Below are 17,794 nucleotides of genomic sequence, written 5' to 3'. Positions count from 1 at the left end.
TGTCGTTACGGCGTGGACTCGACCTTGATCTTGCCCTCGATGATCTGGGCCTTGTAGCCCTCGAGGACCGCCTTCAGGTTGTCGTCGATCTTGCCGCCGGAGGTGGAGTAGCCGACGCCGTCCACGGACAGGTCGAACACCTTCGGCAGGCTCGCCAGGTCGTTCTGGGCGACCGCCTTGACGAAGTCGTACACCGCGACGTCGACCCGCTTGAGCATGGACGAGACGATGACGTCCTTGGACTCCTCGACCGTCTTCTGGTTGTACTGGTCGGAGTCGACGCCGATGGCGAGCGCGTTGCCCGACTTCGCGGCGGAGAACACGCCCTTACCGGAGGCGCCGGCGGCGTGGTAGAGCACGTCCGCGCCCGCCTCGACCTGGCCGGTCGCGGCCTCCTGGCCCTTGGCCGGGTCCTGGAAACCGGTGAAGTCGCCGGCCGGGGTCAGGTACTTCTTCTCGATCTTGATGTCGGGGGCGGCGGTCTTGGCGCCCTGGGCGAAGCCCGCGTCGAACTTCTGGATCAGCGGGATCTCCACACCGCCGACGAAGCCCACGTGGCAGGCCTTCGACTTGTAGGCGGCGATGACGCCGGCCAGGAAGGAGCCCTGCTCCTCGGCGAACAGCAGCGGCGTGACGTTCGCCGCGCCCTCGACCGCGCCGTCGACGATCGCGAACTTGACGGCCGGGAACTCCGGCGCGACGACCTTCAGCGACTCGGCGTAGGCGAAGCCGACCCCGATGATCGGGTTGAAGCCCTCGCTCGCGAGCTGGCGCAGCCGGGTCTGCTTGGCGTCCTCCGGCTCGTTCGGCGCGGCGGTCAGCTCCTTGACCTCGGCGATGCCGAAGTCCGCCTTGGCCTTGTCCAGGCCCGCCGCCGCGGAGTCGTTGAACGACGCGTCGCCCCGACCGCCGATGTCGTAGGCCAGGCCCACCTTGAGCGCGCTGCCGTCGACCTTCTCGCCCGACGCGGCGCTGCTGGAGGTCGCGGTGGCGGCCGGCGGCTTGTCAGCCAGCTTGCAGCCCTCGGCGGTGTTGGTGGACCCGGTACCGGTGTTGTTGCCACCGGTGTCCTTGGCGCAGGCGGCCATCGTGAGAACGCTGGTCAGCGCGATCGCGGCCACCGCGAGGCCACGCATTCGACGACGCACGGCTCGTCTCCCTCCCTGCTCCGGCTAGGAGCAGACAAATCCCGACGGCGGGGCCGTCAGGGCTTCCGAGTGGCGAACCGTACCCCGTAGTAATGACCCCCGCGCACGCACCGGTCCGCACGTGACCTAATCGTTGGTGCCATCGGGCGACTCCGCCACTCGTAGTGATAGCGCGACTTCCCCGCGTTGTAGCCGGTTACTCAGTGTCAATACGCGGACCGGGTGAGGTGGCCGGTCGGTGACCGCGGGCCGACCGAGGTTCGGAGGCCCGCAGGGTTGACCCGTTGGTGAGGCGTTGGAGCGGCGTTGGCGGGCTCCGGTGCACTCCACCCTGCACCGATATCCCCCCCAGGAGGTTGACTTGGACCCCCAGCAGTGGCTCGACAACTTCGAGGCAAAGCTGGCCGATCTCCAGCGGAAGTCGGCCGACCTCCAGGAGAACTTCGAGAACTCGCAGGCCACGGCGTCGAGCCCGGACGGCGCGGTGACCATCACCGTCGGCCCGAACGGCGGCCTGCTGAACATCCAGCTCGGCCACCGGGCGACCGAGCTCGGCTCCGCCCGCCTCACCGCCCTGATCATGCAGACGGCCAAGGTCGCGCAGAAGCAGGCCGCGCAGCAGGTGATGGCGGCGTTCGAGCCGCTCGGCGAGGGCACCGAGGCCATGCGGATGGTCAGCGACGCCATCCCGACCGACGAGGTCGACGACGACGAGCGTGACGACTACGCCGCGCCCGAGGCCGAGCCCGCGCCGCCGGCCCCGGCGGCGACCCACGCCCCGACCCCGGCCCCGTACAGCGGTCAGCCGCAGACCCCGTACGGCGGTCAGCCGCAGACCCCGTCGCGCCCGGCGCGCCCCTCGCGCCCCGGTGACGACGAGGACGACGACAACCAGCCCTGGTGACGAGGAGACCCTGAGCGATGACCGCCCCCGACACCCCGATCGCCTCGCCGCCGGGCATGGAGATCACCGAGCAGAACAAGTTCAAGGGCTCGCTGTTCATCTCGGCCTGGGACGAGATGATCACCACCATCGGCAAGGACGCGGAGACCGAGACCGAGAAGGCGCTGGACATCACGTTCGCCGCGATCGGCACGGCGTCGTCCATGGCCATGCTGGCGGTCGACCCGTTCGGCACGATCCTGGGCGCGGGCATCGGCTGGCTGATCGAGCACGTGTCGTTCCTGAAGGAACCGCTCGACCAGCTCATGGGCGACCCGGACGAGATCAACGCCAACGTCGAGGCGACCAAGAAGCAGGCCGCCGAGCTGCGCGTGCTGGCCGAGGACCACCGGCGCGAGCTGGCCACGTTCGACGGGTGGACCGGCGCGTCGTCCGAGGCGTTCCAGAAGAACATGGAGTCGATGGGCCAGGAGCTGGACGCGCTGGCCAACGCCGTCGAGCAGAAGGCCAAGATCGTCGCCATCTGCGGCGTGCTGGTGTCGGTGCTGCGCGACATCGTGCGCGACCTGATCGCCCAGCTGCTCGGGTCGCTGCTGGCGGGCGCGCTGATCGCCGCCGCCACCGCGGTCATCACCTTCGGCGCGTCGATCGCCGCCTACATCGGTTTCGCGGTCGGCAAGGCCGTGGCGCTGGGCGTGAACATCGCGTCCCGGATCGCCCGGCTCACCGCCGCGCTCGGCAGGCAGATGGGCCGGATCAAGAACCTCGACGACATCACCGAGAGCGTCGGCAAGGGCTGGAACCGGTTCGAGAACATCGCCGACGTGGCCGAGGTCGGCTACGAGTCGTGGAAGGCGCAGAAGGGCGTCGACCGCGAGATCGACAAGGCGTTGGCCAAGGACGTGCAGGACGACAAGGTCACCGACGCCAACAAGAAGGCCGAGGAGGCCAACGACCGGTACAGCAAGGCCAAGGAGGACGAGGCCAAGGCCGCCGAGGAGGCCAAGAAGGCCAACGAGGACGTGAACGCGGCGGCCACGAAGGCGAGCGAGGCCAACGCCAAGGCCAACTCGTACGTCGAAGAGGCCAACGCCGCCGCCGCGCGCGGTGACCAGGCGGGCCGGGACGCGGCGATGGCCAAGTACGAGGCGGCCAAGGTCGAGGCGGACGCGGCGCGCGGCGAGGCGGCCCAGGCGGCGGAGAAGGCGGCGAAGGAAGCCCGCGACGTGGCCGACGCGGCCAAGGCGAGCAACCAGGCGCTGACCGACGCGAAGCCCTCCGACGAGGCCGCGAAGGCCGCGTACGAGGAGTACAAGCGCAACAACCCGGGCCAGGACGACCCGGCGCGCACGTCCGCCGAGAGCGACATGTCGGCCAAGAACGACGCGGCGAAGGCGGCGAACGCCACGTACGAGCAGGCGAACGTGGACTTCGCGGCGGCCAACGCGGCGGCGGCCGAGGCCAACGCCAAGGCGTTCGCCTCCGGCAGCGAGGCCGACATCAAGGCCGCCGAGGAGGCGTCGCGCAAGGCCGAGCAGGCGGGCACGAACGTCGAGCGGGCGGCGGGCGACGCGAAGTCGGCGGGCGAGGCGGCGAAGTCGAGCTACGACTCCTACCAGTCGAAGTTCGCGCAGCCCTCGTCGAGCGAGACGTCAACAAGTTCCGTCCAGGTCTGATCGAAGAACTCCGGAGAACCAGCCATGGCACGCGGTGGTGGCGTCGACGCAAACCCGACCCCGGGCTCCTCGGGCAACCCGTCGTCGCCACCACCGTCCGCGCCACCGCCGCCCGCGGGCGGGCCGACCGGCAACTCCGGCTTCGGCATGAACGAGTCGTCCATGGACGGCTTGCAGAAGCGCGCCGGTGACCTGCAGTCCCGGTTGGCGGCCATCTCCGGCGGGTTGCAGGGGCTCAAGCTCGCGCCCAACGCCCTCGGTCCGATCGGGATCGTCGCCGTGCCGGCGTTGAACAGCTCCAACGACGCCTCGGTGAAGCAGGCGAACAACGCGTCGAGCGCCATGGGCAACGTGCAGTCGGGCTTGAAGGCCACGATGCAGACGCACGTGCAGAACGACCAGTTCGCCCGCGACCAGTTCACCAAGATCGACCCGAACTCGAACGCCCAGCGGCCACCCGGCTCGCCCGGCAACGGACCGCTCGGGGTGAAGGGCCCCGGCGGGCCTTCCGTCACGCCGGTGACCAACGTGCCGGGCGCGTCGGGGCCGAACGGCACCGGCGGGACCAAGGGCGCGGGCGGGCCTTCCGTCACGCCGGTGAAGAACGTGCCCGGTGCGACCGGCCCGAACGGCGCCGGCGGCACGAAGGGCGCGGGCGGGCCCGCGGTCGGACCGGTCAAGAACCTGCCCGGCGCGACCGGGCCGACCGCGCCCGGTGGGGCCAAGGGGCCCGGCGGGCCCGCGGTCGGGCCGATCAAGAACCTGCCCGGCGCGACCGGCGTGACGCCGCCGGGCGGACCGCGCGGCACCGGCGGACCGTCCGTGGGGCCGATCACGAACGTCCCCGGCGCGTCCGGACCGAACTCGGGCGGGTCGACCAAGTCGCCCGGCGGACCGGCGGTCGGGCCGGTCAAGAACCTGCCCGGCGCGCCCGGCGTGACGCCGCCCGGCGGACCGCGCGGCACCGGCGGACCGTCCGTGGGGCCGATCTCCGGTGTTCCGGGTGCTCCGGCGTCGACGGGTGGCCCGCGCGGCGGCGGTGTGCCCGGCGGCGGTGTGCCCGGTGGTGGCGTGCCCGGCGTGACCCCGCCTGGTTCGACGCCGTCCGGTGGACCGGCGGTCAAGGGCGGCCCGACGCCGGGCGCAGGCCCGGTGACCGGCGCCACCACGCCGGGCGGGAGCACGGCGGCCCGCACCATCGGCGGCGCGCTGTCCGGCGCGCCCGGTGCGACGCCTCCCCCGATGGCCGGCGCCCCGATGGCCCCGGGTGGTGCTCCGGGTGCGGCGGGCGGGTCTGACCGTTCGAGCAAGTTCACCGGCGGACCCGGCAAGGGCGTCTTCGACGCACCCAAACCGCCCACCGGCGACGGCAACATCACCAAAGCCCCGACCGGCTCGTCCTCCACGCCGCCACCCGCGCCGAAGCCGACCATCAGCGCACCCGGCGGCGGCCTCCCGGCCACTCCCACCGCCTCGGCACCCACCACCACCGGGCCAACCACCACCGCACCCGGCAGCGGCGTACCCGGCAGCGGCGCTCCGAGCACCGCGACGGCCCCTCCCGCGACCGGCCCGAAGCCGGCCTCGGGTGCCGCACCCTCGGTGAGCGCTCCGGCCGTGCCCCCGGTGGCCGGCGCCCCGATGGCCCCGGGTGGCGCTCCCGGTGCCGCGGGCGGGTCTGACCGTTCGAGCAAGTTCACCGGCGGACCCGGCAAGGGCGTCTTCGACGCACCCAAGCCCCCGACCGGCGACGGCAACATCACCAAGGCCCCGGTCGCCTCGCCCTCCACACCGCCACCCGCGCCGAAGCCGACGATCAGCACGCCTGCGCCCAGCACCCCGGCGGTGGCCGCCCCGACCCCGACCGCGGGCACACCGAACAGCTCCCCGACCACCACGGCCCCGCCCACCACGGCCCCGCCCGCCGCAGGTCCGTCCACCACCGCTCCGTCCACGACCGGCCCGAAGCCGTCCCCGGCGGTCACACCTCCGGTGAGCGCACCGGCGGCGCCACCGGTCGCCACGCCGCCACCCGCGGCGGCTCCGAGCGCGAGCCCGGCACCGGACCGCCCGAGCAAGGTCCCGGTGGGGTCGGACAAGGGTGTCTTCGACACGCCGAAGCCCCCGACCGGCGACGGCAACATCAACAAGACCCCGGCCACTTCCCCTTCCACACCACCTCCCGCGCCGAAGCCGACCATCAGCGCCCCACCGGCCCCGAGCACGGTCACCACCCCACCGGTCACCACTCCGCCAGCCAACCCGGCTGCCACCGCACCCCCGGCCACCACACCTCGCGTCACCCCACCACCCGTCTCCGCACCACCGGTCGCAACCCCGCCGGTCACCGCACCACCGGTCGCGGCCCCGCCGGCTGCCACACCTCGCGTCACCCCACCGCCGGTCGCCGCGCCACCAGTCCCGACGCCAACGGTGAACACCCCGCCGGCCGCCAACCCCCCGGTCAGCGCGCCCCCGGTCACTGCCCCGCCGGTCACTGCCCCGCCGGTCGCCGGCCCACCAACCAGCACTCCGCCGGCCAGCACGCCGCCAGCCAGCACGCCGCCGGTCACCACGCCGCCGGTCGCCAGCCCGCCTGCCGCCACACCGCCGGCCACGCGACCGGCACCCCCTGCCGACGCCACACCGCCTGCCGCCACACCACCGACGACCCGGCCCGCGCCGCCGGTCGCGACCCCGCCTGCCGCGACCCCGCCGGTCGCGACCCCGCCTGCCGCGAACGCACCAGCCGCCAACCCGCCGGCCACGCGGCCGGCGCCTGACCCCACGACGCCCGGGCAGCAGACCAACGCGCCCGCACCGCCGCCTCCCCCACCACCGCCCGGGTCCGGGGCGGTCGTGCCGCCGCCCCCGCCGCCACCGGGGTTCGGCGCAACCGTGCCGCCACCTCCGCCGCCGCCCGGGTTCGGTGCTGCGGTGCAGCCGCCTCCGCCACCGCCGGGATTCGGCGCAGCGGTGCCCCCGCCACCGCCGGGGCCCGGGACTCAGGTGCCGCCGCCCCCGCCGGTGTTCGGCATCCCGGTTCCGCCGCCGCCCGGTGCGCCCGGCGCGCAGACCAGCGCGCCCACCCCGCCCGCCGGACCCTTCTCGCCCCGGCGGGACGCGGCGCTGAAGAACGGCACGCTGAACCGGCTGCCGGCCGAGTTCCCGTCCGTGCCGCTGACCGTCACCGACGTCGAGATCAACCTCGGGCAGGTGCAGGCCGGGTTCGACGCGATGTTCGGCACCCTGCGCGCCGACCACGGCATCACGACCATCCCCGACGTGAACCCCGACCTGGTCGTGCAGTTCGACGAGCAGACGTTCGCCAAGCACTTCGCCCTGCAGCAGGAACTGGACACGGCGCTGCACTCCGCCGCCCCCGGCCGGCCGGCCGTCATCCAGCTGCCCAACGGCCAGAGCATCGACGTCCGCCAGGTCCGCGCCGAGATCCTGGCCGGCGACTTCATGCACCGCCTCGGCAACGGCGACCGCGCCACCACCGACCGCCTCGACACCCTGCTGGACCAGGTCGTCCAAGCCAAGGTCGGCCCCAACGGCGACGTCGACGCGGCCCGTGACGCGCTCGTCGAGAGCACCCGCACCAACCCGGCCCGCTCGATCAACGGCCACGTGCTGCTCAACACCGGTCACCTCGACGGCCTCACCACCGACCCGACCCGCAAGGCCGACGCGATCCGGCACCTGCTCGTCCACGAGTTCATGCACGTCCACTCGGTCGGCAGCGACATCACCTTCGCCCACCGCGACGGTCAGGGCGGCGTCTACAGCACGAACGTCAACCCCGACGAAGCCGTCACCGAGACGCTCGCCCGCAACGTCACCGACGCCCTGGCCGCGCGCCTCGGCGAGACCAGCCAGTACAACCAGGACGAGAACGGCGACAACCGCTACCAGAAGAACGTCGAGTCGCTCAACAAGGAGTTCGACAAGACCCGCGGCAGGTGGGCCGCGCCGTTCGACCCCGACGCCACGTTCCAGAACATGCTCGACGACTACTTCAAGGGCGTCGACCCCGCCGGCCCGACCCAGTCGCGTTCCGCGCCACCGGCCGACGTCGACGCGCCGCCGACGGCCGACCCGGACGTGCCGCCCGCCAAGGACGGCGCGGACGGCAAGGTCGTCAAGGACGTCGCCGCGGACGAGTCCTGGCGGCACAGCACGGCGAGCACCGCGGACTGGTTCGCGCCGAAGGACCCGCAGCCCTCGGCGCAGTGGGACTCGGTGCGGGACAAGGCTCCCGTGCGCACGGTCGACACCGAAGTCGCCGACGTGCAGCGGTCGAGCACGCCGGGCAACGTCGACTCCATCACCGGTCTCGTCCGGCACGACGTGCGCCGGATGGAGGTGGCACCCGGGAACTGGGTGAAGGAGTACACCCTCAAGGTGCACCTCAAGCCCGGTGAAGGCGTCCCGCAGTCCGATGTGGACGCGGTGGCCCAGAAGACCACCGACGGCGTGAACCGGTTGCTGAACCAGGGTTACCGGCTGCCCTCGGGCGACCAGTTCCACGCCAGGGTCGAGTTCGTCACCGACCCCGCGCAGGCGCACACGACCGTCGACGTGACGACGGCGAAGGCGGCGGACCAGCTCAACTGGGGCACGCAGACCTCGGAGAACGTGCTCGCCCACGAGGTGGCGCACTACTTCGGCCTGCCCGACGAGTACAAGGACGCGGCCGGTCCGAGCGCCCGCATCTTCAACAGCGACGGCAAACCGCTGCCGCCCGGGCACACCCAGTCGAACCTGGTGGTGAACGACGACGGGCTGATGGGCGCGGGCGTGCACGCCGACCCGTCGATCAAGCCGCGCCACCTGTGGACGATCGAGCGCACCACCGACAGCCAGGTGATGGTGCCCGACGCCGACCACGCCACGCTGCACAACCCGGACTCGCCCCGCCAGACCCCGCCCGCACGTCCGTCGGACCACGGCACCCAGCCGGACTTCCAGACCCGGCCCGTCGGCGACACGGACAGCGACACCGAGGCCGACGCCCAGCCCGCCGGTCCGCCCCCGCCACCTCCTCCGCCGCCCCCGCCGGGCACCACCGCCACGCAGCAGACGACGCCGCCGCCCCCACCCCCGCCGCCACCCGCGCCGACGTTCGGGTCGCAGGCACCGCCGCCCCCACCTGCGCCTGCGCCGACGTTCGGATCGCAAGCGCCCCCGCCGCCCCCGCCGCCGGGAGCGCCGCGCGGTCCGCAGGCGCCCCCACCGCCCGGCCCACAAGCGCCGCCGCCGCCACCCGGGTCCGGCGTGCCCTCGGCGTCGACGAGCACCGCACCGGCGGGCCCTTACTCGAACGTGCGGGACGCGGACCTGAAGAACGGCGTCCTCACCAGGCTGCCCGCCCAGATCACCCCGGTGCCGCTGGACGTCGCGGGCGTCCAGGTCGACCTCGGGCAGGTCAAGGCCGGGTTCGACGCGTTGGCCGGCAAGCTCGGCGAGTTCGGCATCACGACCACGCCCGACGTGAACCCCGACCTGGTCGTGCAGCTCGACCAGCAGACGTTCGCCAAGCACTTCGCCGTCCAGCAGGAGCTGGACACGGCGCTGAAGACCACCGACCGCGGCGATTCCGACATCACCGCCGACCAGCTCAACGGGCAGGGCATCGACCCGCGGCAGGTCCGCGACGAGATCCTGGCCGGCGACTTCATGCGCCGGCTCAACGACGGCGACCCGGCCGCCGCGGCCCGCCTCGACACCCTGCTGGACCAGGTCGCCCAGGCCAAGGTCGGCCCGAACGGTGACGTGGACGCCCAGCGGAACGCGCTGGTCGAGAGCACCCTCACCAACCCGGCCCGCTCCATCAACGGCCACGTGCTGCTCAACACCGACCACCTCGACGGCCTCACCACCGACCCCACCCGCAAGGCCGACGCGATCCGGCACCTGCTCGTCCACGAGTTCATGCACGTCCACTCGGTCGGCAGCGACACCACCTTCGCCCACCGCGAAGGACAAGGCGGCGTCTACAACAAGAACCTCAACCCCGACGAGGCCACGACCGAGCTGCTGGCCCGCAACATCACCGACGCGCTCGCCGAACGCCTCGGGCAGTCGAGCCAGTACAACCAGTTCTCCGACGGCAGCGCCCGCTACCAGGCCAACATCGACGCGCTGAACCGGGAGTTCGACCGGCCGCGGTCCAAGTGGGACAGCTTCGACGCCACCACCACGTTCCAGTCCATGCTCGGCGACTACTTCGTCGGCCCGACGCCTCCCGCCAACCCGGCCGGCTCGCGTCCCGCCCCGCCGAACCCGGCGCCGACCACGCGCCCCGCCCCGCCGGACACCGCAGCGACCACGCGAGGCGTCGGCAACGACGTCCAGCCGCGGAACGCGCCGTTCCGCAACCCGTTCCGCGCCGCCCCCGCACCGTCCCGGCCGCCGATCTCCGCGCCGATCCCGATGGTCGACCTGACCAACCCGACGGCCCCCAACACCACGTCGACCACCCCCAACACCACCGCCAACACCACCGCCGCGCCTGCCCCGGGAGCACCGGCGCCGGCGCCCAACCCCACGCCGGGGCCGGTCCTCGGGACGCGGAACCTGCCGGACTTCTTCCAGCAGGGCAAGGCGCTGGGCACGATCGCGCCCACCGACGTGCGGGGCGCGCAGCACGTCACCGGCACGATGACCGGCATCACGCCGGCCGACGCCGCCGTCATCGAGAGCGCGCTGAAGAACAACTTCGAGTCGTTCCTCGGCCAGGGCCGCGACTTCCAGGTCAAGATCGACGGCACCTGGTACGAGGCCAACGTGACGGCCGTGATGCTGCCGCCGGCCGACGTCGCCGCGGCCACCAGCACGCCGTCCACCACCACCAAGGTGGACATGGCCGCCCAGTCCGCGGCCAACACGGGCACCGCCACGAACCTCACCACCGCCAACGACGTGGGCCTGGCCGCGGCGGCGAGCGCGGGTGTCGGCCCGTACGGCTCGCTGGCCGGCAAGTCGCAGCTCGCCACCCCCGCCACCACGCTGAACACGTCCTCCGGCACGGTGGACCAGCGGTTCATCCGGGGCGGCGAGAGCTCGACCAACGTCGACGTCCCGGTCTCCTTCCAGGTCACGCTGACCGCCGCCAACGGCACCGCCCGCCCGACGCAGGCGGTCAACGGCGGCGTCACCCTCGCCGTGCCGAACGACCTGGAGACGATCGCCAACTCCGGCAACGCCCAACCGGCCGCGGCCCTGCCGCCGGGCTGGGGCGCCAAGCTGGAGCACCCGACACCGGAAGCGGTCACGGACTTCGACGCGAAGCAGGCGTTCACCGACGTCGCCGCGAAGATGCACCCGTCGATCACCAAGATCGGCGCGCCCGGCCGCACCGCGCTGCAGGACTTCCTCAACCCGACCACCATCCGCGACAACCTCGGCGCGATGCTGGGCGGCTGGGTCACCTCGCCCGACCTGGTCAGCCCGCACGGCAGCAAGGCCAACGCCGTGCAGATGAAGGCCACCCTGCTGAGCGCCGAACTGGTCGGCACGACCGACGCCGCCCAGCTCCGGCTGCACGAGTCCCAGGCCACCGGCAGCTCCGTGGCCGCCACCACGAAGACCGGCTTCGACATCGCGGCCGGCGTCGGCGGCGGGGTGGGGCTGCCCGGCGTGATCGGCGGCGCGGCCGGTGTCACCGGCGGGTACTCGGCCCGCACCTCGGAGACCTCGAACGCGGGCACGACCAGCAGCACCCGCACCGGCATCCAGCTCAAGGGCGACACCGGCCTGTACAAGGTGACCGCGAACGTCCACATCCGCACGCCCAACGGCGCGGACGTCGTCATGCCGGTCACCACCTACATGCGGGTCGGGCTGCCCGAGGCCGCCTCGCTGACCCTGCCGGTGCCGCCGGGCACCGACGCCGGGCTGACCAAGCCCGGCACGGCGGGCACCAAGTACCTCCCGCCCTACCTGGCCGCGGACCTGGCGGCGGGCAACGTCAAGGTCGGCGAGTTCGGCCCCGGCGCACAGGTCCAGGCGCAGGTCCAGGCCACGTTGCGCGACCTGCCCGGCTTCGACAAGTTCCTGCCGGGCTGGAACGACCCGGCCACCGGCAACCGGCGGGGCCAGAGCCTGGCCGACGTCGCGGAGGCCATGGCCAACCAGCGCAAGCTCGACGCGGAGCTGTCGCCGACCGCGCTGAAGACCAAGATGGACAGCCTGCTCGGCCCCGGTGTGCAGGTGCAGCTCAAGAAGCGCGGCCTGGCCACCAACGAGTACGTCAACATCACCGTCCGGGCGCGGCCGGCGGCGGGCGGCCGGCACCTCGGCCAGGTCGACTCGCGCAACGTGCGCGGCTCGGCGAACACCGCGCCGAAGCTCGACAGCACCACCGCGACGCAGAAGTCGGTCTCCGTCGGCGTCGAGGGCAAGGTGGTGTTCCCGGTCAAGACCGGGGCCGCGTCGCTCAGCCCGACGCCGCAGGTGGGCGCGAAGTACACCTACGGGCGGGGCAGCAAGAACACCGGCGGACCGACGGTCACCAGCACCGGCCTCAACGTCGGCAGCCCGAACGCCCAGGTGTTCTCGCAGGACCTGGAGTTCGTCGTCGAGATCACCACGTTCAGCCGCAACCGGTCGTGGGTGAAGCGGGTCACGCCCGGCTCGCCGATCCTCCAGGTGCCCGACCCCAAGCCGGTCGCCAGGACCGGCGGCCCCAACGCGCCCGGCGTGGTGAGCCTGCCGCAGATCTCCGGCCCGGTGCACCTGTGGGTGGCGGACAGCTCGTCGATGGACAACGACCCGTCCGGCTTCGCGCCCGGCAAGCCGGTGGCCACCAGGCTGGACCACCCGCCGTCGATCAAGGAGCTGCTCAACCCGTCGACGCCGCGGCCGGCCGCGCCGGACTTCCTGCACGTCGAGGCCGTCGTCAACACCGAGACGGTGCGCGACCAGGCCATCGAGGCGCTCAACCTGGCCGCGCGGGGCGACTCGTCGCTGACCGTGCCGGGCACGGAGGCGCGCAACCAGATCGACAAGCTGTTCAGCCCGGAGAGCATCAAGGCCAACCTGCGCAAGCTCACCGAGACCGGCATGCAGGAGGGCGGCCTGAAGTACGGCCGCCGGGTCACCGACCGCACCGGCGCCATCGGCATGGCGATCGAGCTGGGCAACCCGAAGCTGGTGTCGATCTCCGACAACACCGGCACGGAGAACGCGGCCACCGGCGGCTACAAGGCCGGTGACGCGCGGACCAGCAGCCACACCGTCGACCTCACCGGCGGCGTCAACCTGCCGGTCAAGCCGAACGTGGCGCCGCCGCCCGCGGGCGAGCCGAAACCCGCGTCGGGTTCGGGCGGTGTCGCCGTGGCGGGCAAGATCACGCCGTACTCGTCGTCCAAGACGAGCGCGACCGAGGTCACCGGCAGCGTCGACCGCAACTTCGTCACCCCGCCCAGCGCGCGGACCGTGCTGATCCAGCTCGACGCGGACGTCACCGTGGTCGGCGAGAGCCGGTCGGGCAACGTCGTCTACGGCGGCACGCCGCGCGTCGAAGGCGCCAAGGTCACGCTGCCCGGTGGCGTGTTCGTGCGGGTCAGCGAGGACGTGGCGCGCGAGCTGGGCGTGCTGCCGAAGGTGCAGCCGAAGACCCCGCCGCCCACGTTCGGCACGATGGCGCCGCCGGCCACGCTGACCCAGGACCAGCCCAGCTCGCTCGGCCTGAGCACGCTGGACACGGCGCCGAACCTGTCGGGCATGGTCTCCGGGCTGATCACCGACCTGAACCAGCAGACCAGCGGTCGGTTCAAGAGCGACCTGGTGCCGGACTCGGTGCTCGAGGACTCGATGAACAACTTCCAGCGGCTGGTCGACTTCACCTCGCCGACGAGCGTCAAGGCGATGATCGACAGCGCGCTGGACGGCGGCGTGCCGCTGCTGCTGCACCAGCCGGGCACGTTCGGCAAGGACACCTACCAGGTCACGCTCAAGGCGCGGATCACGGACGCGCCGAGCTTCGCCGGCGTCGTCAACGACGGCGTCGACATGGAGCACACCATCGCGGGCGCCCGGAAGGTGACCGACGGCCTCGGCCGGTCGACCGGCTGGGGCGTGGGCCTCAAGTCGCCCGGTCTCGCCCAGCCCGGCAGCGCGAACCCGAACGTGTCCGGCGGCGTCGGCGTGATCGCCGCCGCGAACGTCGGCCAGCAGCACAGCAGCAACGTCACCAAGGCCACCACCGAGCAGTTCGGCCACCTGCGCGCCGGCGGCGGACCGGCCGCGAAGTACACCGTGCCCATCGAGTTCGAGCTGGTGGTGGAGAAGGGCGACCAGGTCGTCACCAGCGCCACCGCCCCGCCGCAGGACGTCGTGGTGCGGCTGCACGCGGACAACCAGAAGGTGTTCACCCCGGCCGCCACGCCACCGGCCGGCTACTCGTCGACCACGACCGCGCAGCCGGCCGCGCAGGGCACGCCGCAGGCCGCGGCCGCCTGGCAGCAGAGCGGCGCGCCGGCCACGTTGCCGCCCAAGGCGTCGGTGGAGAACCTGCGCGGCGCCCGGGACCTGCGGGCCGCGGCGATCCAGGCGCTGACCGCGGCGGGCGCGAACCAGGGCATCACCGGCAAGGGCACCGGCCCGCTGAACACCCTGCTGTCGACGCTCAGCTCGGAGAACCTCCAGCCGAGCCTGCCGGGGATGCTCGACGGCCCCTTGGACGTGCCGGGGCTGCACGAGGCCGCGCTCACGTTCGGCCGGCACGCCGACGTGAAGGTCTACGCCAAGCTGGTCAACCCGAGGCTGGGCGGCCTGAGCGACGGCGTGAACCTGGAGAACCCGAAGACGTCGGTCACCACGACCTCCGGCGAGGCCAAGCACAGCGAGACCGGCGACGTGTCGGCGGGCTGGGCCACCGGCAGCGCCTCGGTCGCGCCGACCCAGGACCCGAAGGACACCGCGAGCTTCGCCACCGGCGGCGTCGAGACCCGGCACGCCGCCGAGGACGCCGAGGCGCTGTCCGGCGGCTCGGCGACCAACAAGGCCAACAACCTCAAGCCCCAGGGCCGCACCGGCCTGGTCGACTTCGACGTGGAGTACCGCGTGGTCGCCACGGTCGGCGGCCGGACCAGCGTGGTCGACCTGGCCGTGCCGGGCTCGGCCTCGGTGCGGATGCCGGCGGCGGAAGCCGAGACGGTGCTCGGGCGTGACTTCGACGCCGGGTTGAGCGACGCGCAGACCGCGGTGAAGGACACCGCCAAGGCGTGGCGCGACGCGGAGCTGGAGGTGGACAAGGCGCGGCACGACGCGCAGGCCGTGATCAACCGGGTGGCCGCCGACGTCGCCCGGCTCCAGAACGACCTGACGACCTCGCAGGTCGGGCACAACACCGCCATCGGCGCCGAGCTCACCGAAGCGGGCCGCGTGCCCGCCCTGGAGCAGGCCGTCCAGGACGCGCAGACCCGGCGCGACGCCGTGAACGACGTGGTCACGGACCTGCGCGACCGGATCCCGGGCCTCGACGCGGCCCACCGGGACGCGCAGGCCGCGCTGTCCGACGCGGACGCCGCCGTGCTGGCCACCGGGCGCGACCTGGCGGACGCGAACGCGGAGCTGGACGCGGCACGGGTCAGGCTGGACGACGCGCAGGCGGCGTTGGACGTCGCCCAGGGCGACCTCGACGCGCACCTCGACAACCGTCCCGAGGACGCGCCGCCGATCGCCGAGGACAAGGTCGCCAAGGACCTGGTCGGCAAGGTGGACGACGCCCGCGCCGCGCGCGACACCCGGGCGACCGAGGTCGACGCGGCGGTCGAGGTCGCCGAGGCGGCTCAGGTCGCCGACACCAAGGCGATCGAGGCGCAGGGCGTCGCGCAGACCAAGGCCGAGCAGGCCCGGACCGCCGCCGAGCAGGCGCGGACCGACCTCGGCCGGGCCGACGGCGACCTGGACACCGCGCAGGGCGCGCTGGAGACCGCCGAGACCGACCTGGGCAACGGCCGTGACGCGGCCCAGCGCGCGGCGGACGCCCGTCAGCACGCGCTGACCGCGCAGCAGCAGGTCGAGAGCACCATCGCGGCCCTGGAAGCGGAGATCACCGCCGCCGAGGTGGAGCTGGACAACCGCCGCACCGCCGCCGACGCCCGCCAGCGCGACTGGTGGAACGCCCGCATCGAGGTGGACCAGCGGATCGCCGACTACAACCGCCCGACCCCGCCTCCCCCGCCGCCCGGCGGCACGCCGGTCATCACCATCACCCCGCCGACCGACTCGACGACCAACGGCACCCAGCCGGCCGCGTCCACGACGAACGGCACCCAGCCGGCCGCGTCCACGACGGACACGACCGCACCACCGCCACCCCTCCCGCCGGCCCCCACCCCGCCCTCCGGCAGCCACACCACCACCACCGCTGCCCCTGCCCCTGTCGCTGTGCCTGGACCGTCCACTTCGCACACGTTCGCCGCGCAGCCACCCCAAGGGCCGGCTCCCGCGCCCCCGCCCCCGCCGCCGGCGATGAGCCCGATGAGCCCGGTGGCCCCGGAGCTCGTCGACGAGGCCCTGACCCACCTCCGGTTCACCGCGAACGACCTCCTGCCCTCCGCCCCGCCACCGGCCCCGGGAGGCCTGTACGCGGCGGTCGCGCAGGTCGCCAACATCCCGCCGGTGGCGCTCCGGCAGGAGGTGGTGACCTCCGCCGCGGGCGTCGCGCAGCACGTCGCGGACTTCACCACCGCCCACCCGATGCGCAAGACCCACCTGTACGGCGCGCTGGTGGAGAACCTGAACTGGTCGCTGCGGGACCAGGCGGAGAACGCCAGGGCGGGCAACGCCCGCGACCTCGCCGGACGGCTCATCGCGACCCGCCTCGGTGTGAACCTGGTCATCCACCTGCCCGGCGTGCCGCAGCCGGTGTGGCTGTCGCCGTTCACCGGACCGGTGCAGCCGGAGGTCCACGTCGACCTGGCCGTGGTGCACGGGGTGGCCACCTACCGACCGCGCTGACCAGCGGACGAGGTCCGCAGTGGACGGTGTCGGTCACCCGTCGGGGTGACCGACACCGCACAGTCGGGCGCCCCACCGTGTGAGGCGAATCGATCCAGTGACCACCCGGTGTCTCGTCGCTCACAGACGGGTCGGGCTGTTGGGTCGGGTGGCTCCAGCGGGACTAGCATCCGGGGGTCAAGGTCCGAGTACGCAGGTACCGGAGACCAGTCCACCACTGACGCTGGAGGCCGTTGCGCATGGCCGGCACCACCGCACCCGAGCGGGCGGGCACCTCTAAAGGGGGCGGAACGCTCTACCGCGGCGACCTGGGGATGTGGTCCTGGGTCGCGCACCGCATCACCGGAGTGCTGACGTTCTTCTTCCTGTTCGCGCACGTCCTGGACACCGCGCTGGTGCGGGTGTCGCCGGACGCGTACGACAAGGTCATCGAGACCTACAAGAACCCGATCGTCAACCTGTTCGAGGTCGGCCTGGTCGGCGCGGTCCTCTACCACGCGCTCAACGGCATCCGCGTGATGCTCGTCGACTTCTGGGAGAAGGGCGCGCGCTTCCAGAAGCAGATGCTGTGGGTGGTGCTCGGCGTCTGGGTGCTGGTGATGGTCCCCGGCACCTACTTCATGATGGTCCGCACGGTTACCGACCTGCTCGGTGGGGGTCACTGATCATGAGCGAACTGACCCTGGCCAAGCCGCGCGCACCGCGCCGCCCCGCCGCCCGCCGCAGCAACTTCGAGCTGTACAGCTGGCTGTTCATGCGCATCTCGGGTGTCGCGCTGGTGGTGCTGGTGCTCGGGCACCTGTTCATCATGAACATCCTCGACGGCGGTGTGCACCGCATCAACTTCGGCTTCGTCGCCGGCCGCTGGGCCTCGCCGTTCTGGCAGATGTGGGACCTGGCCATGCTGTGGCTGGCCCAGATCCACGGCGGCAACGGCCTGCGCACCGTGATCAACGACTACGCCCGCAAGGACGCGACCCGGTTCTGGCTCAAGGTGCTGCTCTACGTCTCGATGGTGCTGATCATCGCCCTCGGCACGTACGTGATCTTCACCTTCGACCCGAACATCACCGACTGACCCGCTGCGGGGA

General features: G+C 72.9%; 7 protein-coding genes. 5 read left to right on the top strand and 2 right to left on the bottom strand.

What is annotated here, in order from left to right:
- Nucleotides 1-5: 5 nt before the first annotated feature.
- Nucleotides 6-1,136: a BMP family lipoprotein gene (locus tag EDD40_RS27015; RefSeq protein WP_123745411.1), complete on the bottom strand. Its 1,131-nt coding sequence runs from the start codon at nucleotides 1,134-1,136 to the stop codon at nucleotides 6-8.
- 373 nt (nucleotides 1,137-1,509) lie between these two features.
- On the opposite strand from EDD40_RS27015, the gene EDD40_RS27010 reads away from it, so the two are divergent.
- Both EDD40_RS27010 and EDD40_RS27005 read left to right on the top strand, forming a co-directional pair.
- Entirely contained in the window at nucleotides 1,510-2,052 is a 543-nt protein-coding gene (locus EDD40_RS27010; RefSeq protein ID WP_123745410.1) for a YbaB/EbfC family nucleoid-associated protein, read from the top strand.
- Nucleotides 2,053-2,069: 17 nt separating this feature from the next.
- Nucleotides 2,070-3,728: a hypothetical protein gene (locus tag EDD40_RS27005; protein WP_123745409.1), complete on the top strand. Its 1,659-nt coding sequence runs from the start codon at nucleotides 2,070-2,072 to the stop codon at nucleotides 3,726-3,728.
- Here the strand turns inward: EDD40_RS27005 and EDD40_RS27000 are convergent.
- Nucleotides 3,665-5,959: a hypothetical protein gene (locus tag EDD40_RS27000; protein ID WP_170184866.1), complete on the bottom strand. Its 2,295-nt coding sequence runs from the start codon at nucleotides 5,957-5,959 to the stop codon at nucleotides 3,665-3,667. The genes EDD40_RS27005 and EDD40_RS27000 overlap by 64 nt on opposite strands.
- A 778-nt stretch (nucleotides 5,960-6,737) precedes the next feature.
- On the opposite strand from EDD40_RS27000, the gene EDD40_RS26990 reads away from it, so the two are divergent.
- The 3 genes from EDD40_RS26990 to EDD40_RS26980 all read left to right on the top strand — a co-directional run bounded on the left by EDD40_RS26990 (nucleotide 6,738) and on the right by EDD40_RS26980 (nucleotide 17,781).
- Entirely contained in the window at nucleotides 6,738-16,703 is a 9,966-nt protein-coding gene (locus EDD40_RS26990) for a hypothetical protein (protein WP_148088926.1), read from the top strand.
- Nucleotides 16,704-16,942: 239 nt separating this feature from the next.
- Nucleotides 16,943-17,368 (top strand): succinate dehydrogenase, cytochrome b556 subunit, encoded by a 426-nt coding sequence (gene sdhC / locus EDD40_RS26985; protein ID WP_123745405.1) that lies wholly within the window; start codon nucleotides 16,943-16,945, stop codon nucleotides 17,366-17,368.
- Nucleotides 17,369-17,370: 2 nt separating this feature from the next.
- The gene (locus tag EDD40_RS26980) at nucleotides 17,371-17,781 is read left to right on the top strand and encodes a succinate dehydrogenase hydrophobic membrane anchor subunit (protein ID WP_123745404.1); all 411 of its coding nucleotides are present in this window, start codon (nucleotides 17,371-17,373) and stop codon (nucleotides 17,779-17,781) included.
- The last annotated feature ends 13 nt before the right edge of the window (nucleotides 17,782-17,794 follow it).

Origin of the sequence: Saccharothrix texasensis, assembly GCF_003752005.1 — a bacterium.
GTDB classification, from domain to species: Bacteria; Actinomycetota; Actinomycetes; order Mycobacteriales; family Pseudonocardiaceae; genus Actinosynnema; species Actinosynnema texasense.
The sequence above is the reverse complement of the archived record's forward strand: the minus strand, read 5'-3'. Positions and strand labels throughout refer to the sequence as shown.